Consider the following 13,230-nt stretch of genomic DNA (forward strand, 5'->3'; position numbering starts at 1 on the left):
GACCGGGATGGGGTACCGGGTGTGGACCCCATGTGCCATCATCCCGCCGCTCGGGGCGAACAAACATGAACGAACACGACATGTCTCAGCCACGCGTCATCGGCGGGCGATACGTCCTGGAGCGGGTGCTCGGGGGCGGTGGAATGGGCACCGTGTGGGTGGCGAGGGATCCCAAGCTCCAGCGCCTGGTCGCCCTCAAGCTGATGGCGAGCCACTGCGCGCCCACCCCCCACGCGCTGCGCCAGTTCGAATGGGAAGCGCAGGCCATCGCCCGCTTCCAGAGTCCACACGTCATCCAGGTCCATGACTGCGACCTCTCCGGTGACGAGCCCTACATCGTCATGGAGCTGCTGGAAGGCGAGGACCTGGAGGCGCTGCTCAACCGGCGCGGAAGGCTGTCGCTCGCCATGGTGGAGCGGCTGCTCACGCAGGCCTCCCGCGCGCTCACCGCCGCGCACGCCGCGGGCGTCATCCACCGGGACCTCAAGCCCGCCAACCTCTTCCTCTCGCGCAGCACGGCGGGGGAGCTGGTGAAGGTGCTCGACTTCGGGCTCGCCCTGTTGACGCAGGGAGGCGACGCGCAGCCCCATCCGGACGAGGAGATGGCGGGCACGCCGCGCTACATGAGCCCCGAGCAGCTGCGCGGCCTGTCGCCCCGGTTGGACCACCGCTGTGACTTGTGGGCCCTGGCCGTGGTGGCCTACCGCGCGCTCACCGGCCAGCACCCGTTCCCCCTGGAATCGCTGCGGCAGTTGCGGCTGGGCAACGTGCCTCCGGCCCCCGTGCCGCCGTCCACGCTGGTGCCCGGGCTGGGCACGGAGGTCGACGCCTTCTTCGCGCGCGCGCTCGACGTTGAGCCCTCGCGGCGCTACCAGTCCGCGCACGAGCTGTCCTCGGACTTCATCGCGCGGGTGGAGGCGGGGCGTCCGTCACGGCCAGCGAAGGTGCTGGTGGTGGACGACGAGCCGGACGTCGCGGTGCTGATGGAGCAGAGCTTCCGCAAGCAGATCCGCCGCTCCGTGTACCAGTTCCTCTTCGCGTCGGACGGCGAGGAGGCGCTGGAGGAGCTGCGCCAGAATCCCGACACCGAAGTGGTGCTCTGCGACATCAACATGCCGAGGATGGACGGGCTCACCTTCCTGTCCCGCGTGGGCGAGGTCAGCTCTCTGACTCGGGTGGTCATCGTCTCCGCGTACGGAGACATGAGCAACCTGCGCACGGCGATGAACCGGGGGGCCTTCGACTTCATCACCAAGCCCATCGACTTCCCGGACATGGAGGCGACGCTCATCAAGACGCTCAAGCACGTGCGCGAGCTGCGCCGCACGGTGCGCTACACGGAGGAGAACGGCCTCTTGCGCATGTTCGTCCCCGGGGGGGTGCTGGAGCGGATTCCTCCGATGTTGCAGGGCACGGAGGACATGTCGGGCGAGTGGGTGGAGGGCACCGTCGTCTTCATCGACGTGGATGGCTTCACGCCCGTGCTCAGCCAGCAGGCGCCCCCGGAGTCGCTGCGCCGGCTCAACGCCAACTTCGAGGCCATTGTCCCGGAAATCCTCGCGCGCGGTGGCACGGTGGACAAGTTCGTGGGGGACGCTGTGATGGCCGTGTTCCGAGGGCCAGGGCACGTGGACCAGGCGCTGGAGGCGTGTCTGTCCATCCGCCGTCAGCTGGAGACCCTGGCCACTCGCGGCGGCGCGCATGCGCCCTACGCGCATGGTGTCTGCATGGGCCTGGACTCGGGAGACCTCGTCGCCGGGAGCATCGGCGCGAAGGCGTCCGGGCGGCTCGACTACACGGTGCTGGGCGAGGTGGTGAACACCGCCTCGAAGCTCGCGGGCCTGGCCCGGAGAGGGCAGGTGCTCCTCAGCGACAGGACGCGTGAGCGCGCCCGGGAGTCCTTCGTCTACGCGCCGCAGGGAGAGCAGGTGCTGCACGGCGCGACGACGTCGCTCACCGTCTTCGAACTCTTGCGCGGCGAGGGGCCCCGGGACGTGACGCCCGAGGACTCCACGCCGTTCGTCGTGTCGGAGAAGCGTGAGGAGACGCGCGAGCAGGGACTGGCGGCGCTGCCGTCCCGGTAGGGGACGGCGGAGCGCTCAGCTCTGCGTCACTCGCACGGTGGTGTTCATCTCCCGGCCGGTGGCCGGGTCCCTGGCGCGCATGGTGAGGATGCCTTCGATGTTCACATCGAAGGTGATTTCCACCTGCACGCCGCCGGCGCGGGCCTGCTGGATGCCGGAGAAGGTGAACTCGCCGAGCATGTCATTGCGCACCACCATCTCGTGGTCGCCCTGGAAGATGCGCATGGCCAGCTCGGTCTGGTTGTCCATGCTGGTGGTGGCCAGCAGCTGCTTGGCGTTGGGAATGGGCGCGTTGCGCGGGAAGACGACGTGGAAGGCTCCACCGGCCTTCTCCAGGCCAATGGCCATGGGAATCACGTCGAGCAGCTGGATGCGCAGGTTGGTGTCGTCCTGGAGCGAGTGCGCGTAGAGCGCGGCGCCGATGGCGACGGCCTCGTCCGGGTGCACGCCCTTGCTGGGCGGCTTGCCGAAGAACTTGGTCAGCCGGTCCTGGACGACGGGCATGCGCGTCTGCCCACCCACCAGCATCACCTCGTCGATGTCCTTGGTGGACAGCCCCGAATCCACCAGCACCCGCGCCACCATCTGCAGCGTGCGGTCCACGAGGTGGTTGGTGAGCTGCTCCAGCATCTTCCGGGTGAACTTCATCTCGATGTTCAGGGGCTGGCCCTGGGACGTCATCGTGATGAAGGGGATGTTGAACGGCACCTCGTCGCGCGCGGACAGGTCGATCTTGGTGCGCTCGGCCAGGTCCTTGATGCGCTGCATCGCCACCGGGTCCGTGGCCAGGTCGATGCCCGTCTTGGCCGCGAAGTCCTTCAGGACGTGGTGGATGATGGCGTTGTCGAAGTCGATGCCGCCCAGGAAGACGTCGCCGCCGGTGGCCTTCACCTCGAAGACGCGGTCCCGGATTTCGATGATGGAGACGTCGAAGGTGCCGCCGCCCAGGTCGTAGATGACGACCTTCTGCTTCAGGCCCTTGCCCACGCCGTACGCGAGCGCCGCCGCGGTGGGCTCGTTGATGATGCGCACGACGTCCAGGTCGATGAGCTTGCCGGCGTCCTTCACCGACTGGCGCTGCCTGTCATTGAAGTACGCGGGGACCGTCACCACCGCCCGCTTGATGGGCATTTTCAGGTAGTTGGACGCGACCTCTCGAATCTTCCCGAGGATCTTCGCGCTGACTTCCTGGAGGGTGAACTCCTTCTTGCCCACGTCCAGCGTGACTTCGTTCTTCTTGCCGGGGCGCAGGTTGTACGCCACGACCTTCTTCATCGTCTCCACGACGTCGCTGCCGAACGTGCGCCCCACCAATCGCTTGGCACCGTAGACGGTGTTGCGCGGGTTGAGCTGCCACTGGCGCTTGGCCTCGTAGCCGATGAGCTCGTTCCCCTTGTCGTCAATCGCGAAGATGGAGGGGATGGTGTACTCACCGCCCTTGTAGGGGATGAGCTTCACGTTCCCGCTCTCCTCGACGATCGCCGCGCACGAGTTCGTCGTGCCGAGGTCGATGCCGATGATGGGCTCCTTGTGCATCGTGTTTGGACTCCGGGTGGGCACCGAAGAGAAGGTCCGGACCGTATCTCACCCCCGGCCCCCACGCGAGTATGCTTACACCCAGCGCGCCCGCTCGCCTCCGGTCGGCTCCTGGCAAAACCCTGGAACCCCGCACGATGTCGGGCGAAAAGTCCAACCCGGCCACTCTCTTCCCTGGAGGGCAACCGGCTGCCCGAGCCCGTGGGCTGGACGACATGACGGCAAAGGGGCCTGGACTTCCAGCAGGCCGGGCGGAAAGGTCTTGGGGAGGCCAACGGAGGCTGCGGAGCGCCGGGCCCCTGACTAGAGAGAACTGACCCGTACGAGGAGAGCCACCGTGGACGCGAAGGGTTATCTGCAGGAAGTGGGCACGCAGGTGAACGCCGACTTCGTCAAGAACCGTTCGATCCTGTCCTTCGAGGAGTACCTGTCGCTCTTCATCAACGATCCGCGCGCCCAGGCGCGGAACGCGGCGCAGTACCTCCGGGACGTGATGGACCACTTCGGCACGGAGACGGTGCCGCATCCGACGGGGACGATTCGCCGCTTCAAGGTCTTCAACACGGAGGGCAGCGGGCGGGACGGCCGGGTGGCGGGGCAGGAGGAGGTGCAGAACGCCATCTACCGGGTGCTCGGCAACTTCGTGCGCGCCGGCCGCATCAACAAGCTCATCTTCCTGCACGGCCCCAACGGCAGCGCGAAGTCCACGCTGGTCAACGCGCTCAAGGCTGGCATGGAGACGTACTCCTGGCTGCCGCAGGGGGCGCTCTACCGCATCGCCTGGGTGTTCCCCTCGGAGAAGCTCATCAAGGGCTCCATCGGCTTCGGGGAGCGCACGGACGGCAACGGGGAGCTGACGACCTTCGCGCATCTGGACGCGGAGAACATCGACCTGCGCATGCCGTGCGAGCTGCGGGATCATCCGATGTTCGCCATGCCACCGGGTGAGCGGCGCAAGGTGTTGGAGACGGCCCTGAAGAAGAAGGGGCTGGGCACCGGGGACGGGGAGTCGGGGGACTACATCCTGTCCGACTACGTGCGGGACGGAGAGCTGTGCTCCAAGTGCCGCCGCATCTACACGGCGCTGCTCAACTCGTACAACGGCGACTGGCTGAAGGTGATGCGCCACGTCCAGGTGGAGCGCTTCTACGTGTCGCGCCGCTACCAGGTGGCCACGGTGACGGTGGAGCCGCAGATGAGCGTGGACGCCGTCGTCCAGCAGATCACCGCGGACCGCACCCAGCTCAACGTGCCCGCGCCGCTGCACAGCACCGTCCTGTTCGAGCCACACGGGCCGCTCGTCCACGCCAACCGGGGCCTCATCGAGTACGCGGACCTGCTCAAGCGCCCGCTGGAGGCGTTCAAGTACCTGCTGGGGTTCAGCGAGACGAGCGAGGTGCCGCTGGAGCCGTTCGTGCTCCAGCTGGACGAGGTGCTCATCGCGTCGTCCAACGAGAAACACCTGGGCGCCTTCAAGGAGCTGCCGGACTTCGCGTCGTTCAAGGGGCGCATCGAGCTGGTGCGCGTGCCCTACCTGCGCCGCTACCGCACCGAGCAGCAGATCTACGACGCGCAGGTGTCCGCGACGACGGTGGGCAAACACGTGGCGCCCCACGCGACGGAGCTGGCCGCGATGTGGGCCGTGCTCACGCGCCTGAAGAAGCCCATTCCGGACCGCTATCCCAGCGACGTGAAGGAACTCATCGACCACGTCACGCCGGTGGAGAAGCTGCACCTGTACGAGGAGGGCGCGCCGCCGGACCGGCTCAGCCTGGCCAACACCAAGGAGCTGAGGAAGCTGCGCGAGGAGCTGTTCACCGAGTCGGACGCGTACCCCAACTACGAGGGGCGTGTGGGCGCGAGCGCGCGCGAAATCAAGACGGCGCTGTTCAACGCCGCGCAGAACCCCGACTACAAGTGCCTCAACGGGCTGGCGGTGCTCGAGGAGCTGGAGGCCATCTGCAAGGACAAGAGCGTCTACGAGTTCCTGCTCCAGGAAGTGGTGGACGGCTACCACGACCATGAGGAGTTCGTGCGCGTGGCGGAGGCGGAGTACCTGGACCGCGTGGACACCGAGGTGCGCGAGTCCATGGGCCTGGTCTCCGAGGGCCAGTATCGCGAGCTGGTGGAGCGCTACATCCAGGGCGTCAGCCACTGGGTGCGCGGCGAGAAGATGCGCAACCGCATCACCGGCGAGATGGAAAAGCCCGACGAGCAGCGCATGCAGGAGGTGGAAGCCATCGTCATGCCACGCGGAGAAGAGGTCTCCGAGTTCCGCCGCGGGCTCATCTCCTCCATCGGCGCGCACCGGCTGGACAATCCAGACCTGGCGATGGACTACCCGCGCATCTTCCCGGACATGTTCAAGCGCCTGAGGGACCACTACTTCGAAGAGCGCAAGCGGGTGCTGCGCAAGAACAAGGAGAACGTCCTCAAGTACCTCTCCGAGGACCGAAACCAGCTGTCGACGCGCGAGCAGACGCAGGTGCAGGGCACGCTGAAGACGATGGCGGAGCGCTACGGCTACTGCGAGTACTGCGCGAAGGACGCCATCCTGTTCTTGATGAAGAAGCGCTACGCCTGAGGCCGGGCGGGCAGGCGACCGGCCCCTGCAGGGCGCCTGCTTTCCAATGAGGATGGGGCGTGGGGAAGATGGGCGTCGCAAGCGAGTTCGCAGTCTCAGCGCCGTCCTTCATCCCGGAGAGTCGATGACCCGCTTCCTCCTGGGCGCCCCCGTCGCCCTGCTCGCCCTCGCATCGTGTGCCGGTGCGCCCGCGTCTCCCGCCAGCGCTCCCGTGCCACAGGCGCCGCCGGAGGTGGTGCGGGTATCCACGCCGGAGCCGTCGAGGCCGACGCGCAAGGAGATGGTGCGCCGCATCCTCCCTCACAACGTGCGCCTGCAAATCACGGAGGCGGACAAGGTGAGGCGCACGGCCTCCGGCGTGGTGGTGGGCTCCGAGCGGAGCGCGGAGGGCGTGGTCGCGTGGGTCATCACCAATGCGCACGCGGTGGTGATGGACGACCTGAAGGCCCCCACGCTGAACGTGCTGGTGGACCGCCGCGCGGATGTGGAGTCGCACGTGGGCCAGGTGGTGGCGACCGGACAGGTGCCGGACCTGGACCTGGCGCTCGTGAAGGTGCCGGGGCTGGCGTTGCCCGCGGTGGAGTTGGCGGACGAGGCGGAGCTGGAGTTGGGCGAGGACGTCGTCGTGGCGGCGTCGCCCTATGGCCGCGCGCTGTCGCTGTCCGGCGGCATGTTGTCCCAGGTGGAGTGGGACCGGGAGTCCCGGCGTCCGAGGATGGTGAAGACGGACGCGCCCATCGGCTACGGCGCGTCGGGCGGCGGCATCTTCAGCCTGGAGTCGGGCCGGCTGCTGGCCATCGTGGAGGGCTACCGCACGGCGCAGGTGGACTTCGCGGTGCGTGAGGAGAGCTACAGCTTCGACGTGCCCATGCCCGGCGAGACGTTCGCCGCGCCCAGCACCAAGGTGCGACAGTTCCTGCAGGCCAAGGGCTTCGGGCGCTTGTTGGAACGCAGCCTGCCTGGCGAGGGAGGCGTCGCTCACGCCGCCGGGCGCTGAGCCGCCTTTTTGTCGACAGCCGTCCGCTGCGCGCTACATCTGCTCGGGCCAGGAGGCGAGCGGATGTCGGGACGTGTTTCGTGGGATCAGTACTTCATGGACATCGCCAAGCAGGTGGCGACGCGGGCCACGTGTGATCGCAAGCACGTGGGGGCCGTCATCGTCCGTGGACGAACCATCCTGTCCACCGGCTACAACGGCTCCATCCGCGGCCTGCCGCACTGTGACGACGTGGGCCACATGATGGAGAACGGACACTGCGTGGCGACAGTGCACGCGGAGGCGAACGCCATCATCCAGTCCGCCACCAACGGCGTGGCCATTGACGGAGCGACCATCTACACGACCGCCAGCCCCTGCTGGCCGTGCTTCAAGCTGATCGCCAACGCGGGCCTCGTCCGCATCGTCTTCGGCGAGTTCTATCGGGATCCTCGCATCTTCGAGGTGGCCTCCCAGCTCAAGCTGGAGCTCGTTGGCCTGGGTGAGGCCGCGCGCCCTCCCGCGTCCTCGACCTGAAGCGCCTGCTGGAACCCTTCGGGAAGCGTCATCCGGACAACACTCCGGAGCCTGTCCAAGCCATTGACTCCACTCGGGAATTTGCCGTTTCCGGCAAGAATTACCGACCCAGGGTTGACGTTGTGGAACAGGCTCCCTAACTCTTGCCGGCGGTGGGGTGGCGGCGGGAGAGGGAGACGAAAAACCCGAGGAGTTTCCGTTGGTTAGCTCGACGGCTGTGTCCAGTAGCGTGGTGCGTGTCCAGGAAGCGACGGATCCCGTGGTGGGCGCTGCCCGCTATGGCGCCGTGCAGACGCTGATGGACAGCCTGCTGCACGACGTCCGCAACCCGCTCAATGCGATGGCCATCCACCTGGAGGTGCTGTCGGAGAAGCTGAAGGCGGAGACCGGGCAGGTGCCGCCGTCGCAGGAGAAGAACCTCAAGGCGCTGCGCGAGCAGATCCAGCGCGTGGACGGAATCCTGCGGCAGTTCTCCGACTTCATCGTGACCCGGGGCGGCACGGCGGGCGAAGTGGACCTGTCGGACGCGACGACGCGGGCGCTGGGCGTGGTGGCTCACGAGGGACGCAAGCGTCGGGCCACGGTGCAGGTGGCGGTGGAGGCGGGCGTGCTGGTCCGCCTGGCGGACACCTCGGAGCTGGGCTTCTTCGTCATCCAGGCGTTGCTGCGGGGCTTCCGGCGGGCCGAAGGCGGGGGCTCGGTGCGCGTCACGGTGCGAGGGGAAGGCTCGGTGGCGGTGCTGGAGGTGGAGGACACCGGGGGCGACAGCGCTCCGGAGCACGCGGACGTGGTGGCGGCCCTGGGGCTGCGCTGTGCCCAGCTGGGAGTGGACCTCCACGTCCGAGGTGGTTCCTGCCGGCTCATCTTTCCTCGCGCTTGAGGGCTGTACCGGGCGCCAGGCTTCTCCTTCAGAGTCATCCCCCATTCGCGTCACGACGCAGTACCGGAGGTCTTCATCTTGGGTAGCGCACGAATCCTGGCCGTGGACGACGAACGCGACACGTGCGAGGCGCTGGCGGAAATGCTCAGCACCTGGGGGCACAAGGTCGAGACGGCCTTCGACGGGCACGATGCCCTGCGCAAGGCCGGAGAGTTTCGACCGGACGTCGTCCTGTCGGACCTGGCGATGCCGGAGACCGACGGACTGTGGCTGCTGCGCAACCTCAAGGAAGAGCTGCCGGACTGTCCGGTGGTGTTCCTCACGGGCCGCGGCACCATCGACGCGGCGGTGGAGGCCATCCGCGAGGGTGCGTATGACTTCATCGTCAAGCCGCTGGACACCGCGCGCCTCAAGGTCTGCATCGACCGCGCGCTGGAGAAGAAGGAGACGATGCGCGAGGTGCAGACGCTGCGCCGTCGCCTCAAGCAACTGGGCTCTTCCGACCTGATCGCCCAGTCCGCGGGCATGCGCAAGGTCATCGAGCTGGTGGAGAAGGTGGCCCCGTCCAAGGCCAGCGTGTCCATCAGCGGCGAGTCCGGCACGGGCAAGGAGGTGGTGGCGCGCGCCGTCCACAACCTGTCCCTGCGCCGCGACAAGCCCTTCATCGCCATCAACTGCGCGTCCATCCCCGCCACGCTGATCGAATCGGAGATCTTCGGCCACGAGCGCGGCGCCTTCACCGGCGCGGATCAGCGCCGTCCGGGCGTGTTCGAGCTGGCCCACGGCGGCACGCTGTTCCTGGACGAATTGGGAGAGATTCCCATCGACCTGCAGGCCAAGCTGCTCCGCGTGCTGGAAGAGAGCCGCCTGCGCCGGCTGGGTGGCAAGGTGGAACTCGAGGTGGACGTGCGCGTGTTGTGCGCCACCAACCGCGACCTGAAGCAGGAGATCAAGAACGGGCGGTTCCGCGAGGACCTCTACTTCCGGCTCAACGTGTTCCAGATCCACCTGCCGCCCCTGCGCGAGCGCCGCGAGGACGTGCCCATCCTGGTCCAGCACTTCGTGGACAAGTTCCGAGGGGATTCAGCCAAGCGCGTGTCCGGGGTGCACCCGGAGGCCATGGAGGTGCTCAAGAACTACGAGTGGCCGGGCAACATCCGCGAGCTGCGCAACGCGGTGGAGCGCGCGGTGATCCTCTGCGACGGGGAGCTGATCACCCGGGAGCACCTGCCGCCGGACATGGCGGGCAAGGGCCCGGAACGACACACGTTCCGGCTGCCTTTTGGCCTGAGCCTGGACGCGGTGGAGCGCGAGTACATCCTGGGAAGCCTCCAGCGCAATGGCAACAACAAGGCGCGCACGGCGGAGGTGCTCGGGGTGAGCGAGAAGACGCTCTACAACAAGCTCAATCGCTATGCGGCGGAGGCGCGCACTCAGCAAGGCGGGCCCTCGCGTGACAACGGGCCGCTGGGGGGACAGGGAGGCGATGGCCCCCTGAGCGCCCACAACCTGGTCGCTCGCTGACCTGACGGGTAGGAAATCCCCTCCGGATTCCGCGCTGTTGGAGCGGCTCGGAGGGGCGGTCAAGAAGGCCTTGGCAGGAGGTGCCGAGAGGGGCCGACCCTCCGCGAAACCCCGCGTCAATTCTTGACTTTTGACCTCTGGACAAGGGATTCTGTGGTCGACTCCCACCCACAGGGATGGCCCGGCCGTACAGGTCGACGCACCGGGCAAACTCCGACGCCTTCTTCTCGGCAAATCAGGAGTGTGCATCAGAGTGCCGCCGGGGGGGCACAAGGAAGGCCACAACGCAATGAGCGACGCGCGAGTTCTTCACTTCTTCGGCGGCAAGGGCGGGGTCGGTAAGACCACGCTCGCGGCGGCGTACGCGTTGCGGTTGTCGGAGGAGGTCCCGAAGGAGCGGGTGCTGCTCGTTTCGCTGGATCCGGTGCGCTCCCTGTCGGATCTGCTGAAGAAGAAGCTGACCGCGAAGCCCTCGAAGCTGGTGGCGGGCAAGGGTGAGGGTGGCGTCTGGGGCCTGGAGCTGGAGCCGGCCGCGCTGCTCAAGCCGTTCCTGGCGGACTACCTGCCCGCGCTGAAGAAGGCCGCTGGCAAGGGCACCCACTTCTCCGAGGAGGAGCTGGGCTCGCTGTATCAGCAGGCCGTCCCCGGGCTGGAGGAACTGGTCGGGCTCTTCCACGTGGTGTCGCTGCTGGAGGGTGAGGATTTCGACCGGGTGGTCGTGGACTGCTCGCCCACGAGCCACACGCTGCGCCTGTTCGACCTGCCGGTGGGGCTGCGCAAGTTCCTGGGCCTGGTGAAGGCGGGCGGCGACAAGCCGGCGCCGTCCACGGGCAAGGGCAAGAAGGCGGAGGCCGCCGCGGCGGAGCCGACCTACCTGGAAGCGCTGGGGCAGAAGGCGGAGAAGCTGCTGGGGCTCTTGAAGGACCCCGCGCGCACCGCCTTCCACCTGGTGGCGCTGGCCGAGCCGGTTCCCGAGGCGCAGACGCGCATGCTCTTCACCCAGCTGCGCGAGCGCGGGCTGCCGGTGACGGAGATCGTCGTCAACCAGGTGGAGGACCGCGAGGGGTGTCCCGCGTGTCAGGGCCGCCGGGGTCTGCAGGCGCCGCACGTGCGCAAGTTCCAGGCGCTGGACAAGGCCGTGCCGGTCCACCTGCTGGGTCGTCGTGAAGTGGCGCCGCGCGGGCTGGACGGCGTGGGCCTGCTCGCGAAGGCGTGGGCGGGTGGCAAGGAGACGAAGGCGCTGGAGTTCGCCGCCGCGGAGGGCCCTCCGGCCCTGGTGCGCGCGCCGTCCATGCCGCCCATCGCCGCGCCGCCGCTGCCGCCCACGCGGCTCATCTTCTTCGTGGGGCAGGGCGGAGTGGGCAAGAGCTCCTGCGCCGCCGCCGCCGCAGTGACGCTGACGGAGAAGGAGGGGCCGGTGCTCCTCATCTCCACGGATCCGGCGCACTCGCTGTCGGACGTGCTCCAGAGCCGGCTGACGGACACCGAGACGCAGGTGAAGGGCACCAAGGGCCTGTACGCGCGCGAGCTGGACATGGCGGGTTGGTTCAACGCCCTGCGCAAGCGGCTCAAGGAGAAGGCGGAGAAGGCCTTCGAGGGCGCGCCCAAGGCGGGCAACGACGTCCCCGCGGATCTGCTCTACCTGCGCAACCTGCTGGAGTCCGCGCCCCCGGGCATCGACGAGCTGGCGGCGATGAGCGTGCTCACCGACGCGCTGGTGCAGGAGCGCTTCAAGCGCATCGTCGTGGACTCGTCGCCGGTGGTGAACTCCGTGCGCGTGGTGGAGCTGGCGGAGACGGCGAAGACGTGGCTGGGCGCGCTGCACGCCGTGCTCAACAAGCACCGGGCCAAGGGCCTGGGCGAGCTGGCGGACGACATCGCGGGGATGATCAAACACGCGAAGCGCTTCGAGGAGGCGCTGGCGTCTCCCACGGAGGCGCGCTTCGTCGTCGTCACCCGCGGCGAGGAGCTGGCCGCGTCCCGCACCGAGCGCGTGGTGGAGTACCTGAAGGAGAGGAAGCTCCCGGTGGAGCGCATCCTCGTCAACCGCGTGGGCCCCAAGTCCACCTGCGAGAAGTGCGAGAACCGCCGCAAGCTGGAGCTGAACGCGGCGAAGGCCATCGAGAAGAAGCTGGGCCTGCCCGTCACCATGGCACCGGCGCTCGGTCGGCACCCGGCCGGGCTGCGCGAGCTGAAGGCGTTCCGGACGGCGTGGTACGCGCTGTCTCCTCCGGCCGCGAAGATCAAGGCCGCCTGAAGCAGCGAGGTGGGGGCCCCGCCATTGTGCTGGTGGCCTCCCACCTGAAACGCCCGCCGAGGCCCGTTCCCGTCCGCCCCCGCTGAGCACCTTGGCGTCCTCTCACGTGAGGACCAAGCGCTCTTCTCGTGGGGCTTCTGTATGCGTGCGAGCCCCGTCATCCCAAGTGGTGGCTGGTCAGCACTCGGACGCGGGACGTCTCAGGCGTCGCACTCCGAGGGCGCGTCGGTGAACGTTCCGAGTTCGGGGAAGGTGAGTGCTCCTGCCTCCGTCAGCGTGCCCGTGCGGGGTGCCTGTCCCTTGAGGCGCAGCTCCACCTGACGGCCGGTCACCGAATACGTCCCGGACACCTCGCTTCGCTGGGGCTTGCCCTCCGCGTCCACGGAGCGGGTCCAAAGGACGGCCCTGCCCCGGGTGAGGAAGCGCAATCCCCGGGTGCTGCCCAGGACGCCGACGCCCGGGCCGTACCAGGCCACGGTGCGCAGCAGGAAGGGCACGTCCGCCTCGCGCTCCGGGACTCGGCCCAGCAGCCGCTGCCAGCCCAGCGTGTCGCGAATGCCGTCCAGGTCGGCGTCCTGGCGGGCGCGGGCCAGTCGCCGGGCGTCCAGCCTCACCGCCTGGGAGAGGTGCTCGACGATGACGTCCCGATGGGCGCCGTACTCGCACACGCGGCCCTGCTTGCGCAGGACGCCCAGCGTGGCGGCGGCGTTGTAGCGGGGCAGGGCGTACGCCGGGTCTTCCTTGGCGGCGGCCTGGAACTTCTCCAGGGCCTCCGGGTAGCGGCCGGCCCGGTACAGGCGGAAGCCCTCGGTGTTGAGGCCCTTCGCGGAGGGGGGCGCCGGGGTGGCAGGG

Annotated in this window: 9 protein-coding genes; 7 read left to right on the forward strand and 2 right to left on the reverse strand. The window is 68.2% G+C overall.

Going from position 1 to position 13,230, the window contains the following annotated elements; genetic code table 11:
* Nucleotides 1-80: 80 nt before the first annotated feature.
* Entirely contained in the window at nucleotides 81-2,084 is a 2,004-nt protein-coding gene (locus tag HR086_RS37450; protein ID WP_174456610.1) for a response regulator, read from the forward strand.
* A 15-nt stretch (nucleotides 2,085-2,099) separates the two neighbouring features.
* On the opposite strand, the gene HR086_RS37455 is transcribed toward HR086_RS37450, so the two are convergent.
* Entirely contained in the window at nucleotides 2,100-3,620 is a 1,521-nt protein-coding gene (locus tag HR086_RS37455) for an Hsp70 family protein (protein WP_141644778.1), read from the reverse strand.
* A 337-nt stretch (nucleotides 3,621-3,957) separates the two neighbouring features.
* Between HR086_RS37455 and HR086_RS37460 the strand changes: the two genes are divergently transcribed.
* The 6 genes from HR086_RS37460 to HR086_RS37485 all read left to right on the forward strand — a co-directional run bounded on the left by HR086_RS37460 (nucleotide 3,958) and on the right by HR086_RS37485 (nucleotide 12,378).
* Nucleotides 3,958-6,204: a PrkA family serine protein kinase gene (locus tag HR086_RS37460; protein WP_141644777.1), complete on the forward strand. Its 2,247-nt coding sequence runs from the start codon at nucleotides 3,958-3,960 to the stop codon at nucleotides 6,202-6,204.
* A gap of 124 nt (nucleotides 6,205-6,328) precedes the next feature.
* A complete protein-coding gene (locus HR086_RS37465; protein WP_141644776.1) occupies nucleotides 6,329-7,201 on the forward strand; it encodes a serine protease in 873 nt (290 codons plus the stop codon).
* A gap of 63 nt (nucleotides 7,202-7,264) precedes the next feature.
* Nucleotides 7,265-7,717: a cytidine/deoxycytidylate deaminase family protein gene (locus HR086_RS37470; RefSeq protein WP_141644775.1), complete on the forward strand. Its 453-nt coding sequence runs from the start codon at nucleotides 7,265-7,267 to the stop codon at nucleotides 7,715-7,717.
* A gap of 259 nt (nucleotides 7,718-7,976) precedes the next feature.
* A complete protein-coding gene (locus HR086_RS37475; RefSeq protein ID WP_371746092.1) occupies nucleotides 7,977-8,597 on the forward strand; it encodes a sensor histidine kinase in 621 nt (206 codons plus the stop codon).
* A 78-nt stretch (nucleotides 8,598-8,675) separates the two neighbouring features.
* On the forward strand, nucleotides 8,676-10,121 hold the full coding sequence (gene nla6, locus HR086_RS37480) for an enhancer binding protein Nla6 (RefSeq protein ID WP_141644773.1): 1,446 nt from the start codon (nucleotides 8,676-8,678) through the stop codon (nucleotides 10,119-10,121).
* A gap of 289 nt (nucleotides 10,122-10,410) precedes the next feature.
* The gene (locus HR086_RS37485) at nucleotides 10,411-12,378 is read left to right on the forward strand and encodes an ArsA family ATPase (RefSeq protein ID WP_174456608.1); all 1,968 of its coding nucleotides are present in this window, start codon (nucleotides 10,411-10,413) and stop codon (nucleotides 12,376-12,378) included.
* Between the two features lie 200 nt (nucleotides 12,379-12,578).
* Here HR086_RS37485 and HR086_RS37490 read toward each other — a convergent pair.
* Nucleotides 12,579-13,230 (reverse strand): tetratricopeptide repeat protein (locus HR086_RS37490; RefSeq protein ID WP_174468032.1); only part of this gene is annotated, 652 nt, incomplete at its 5' end.

This window comes from Myxococcus sp. CA039A, assembly GCF_013336645.1.
Taxonomy (GTDB): Bacteria; Myxococcota; Myxococcia; order Myxococcales; family Myxococcaceae; genus Myxococcus; species Myxococcus llanfairpwllgwyngyllgogerychwyrndrobwllllantysiliogogogochensis.

Excerpts from the sequence above, each read along its gene's own strand:
- HR086_RS37450 (WP_174456610.1), top strand. The coding sequence starts at position 81 with ATGTCTCAGCCACGCGTCATCGGCGGGCGATACGTCCTGGAGCGGGTG.
- HR086_RS37455 (WP_141644778.1), bottom strand. The coding sequence starts at position 3,620 with ATGCACAAGGAGCCCATCATCGGCATCGACCTCGGCACGACGAACTCG.
- HR086_RS37465 (WP_141644776.1), top strand. The coding sequence starts at position 6,329 with ATGACCCGCTTCCTCCTGGGCGCCCCCGTCGCCCTGCTCGCCCTCGCA.
- HR086_RS37470 (WP_141644775.1), top strand. The coding sequence starts at position 7,265 with ATGTCGGGACGTGTTTCGTGGGATCAGTACTTCATGGACATCGCCAAG.
- HR086_RS37485 (WP_174456608.1), top strand. The coding sequence starts at position 10,411 with ATGAGCGACGCGCGAGTTCTTCACTTCTTCGGCGGCAAGGGCGGGGTC.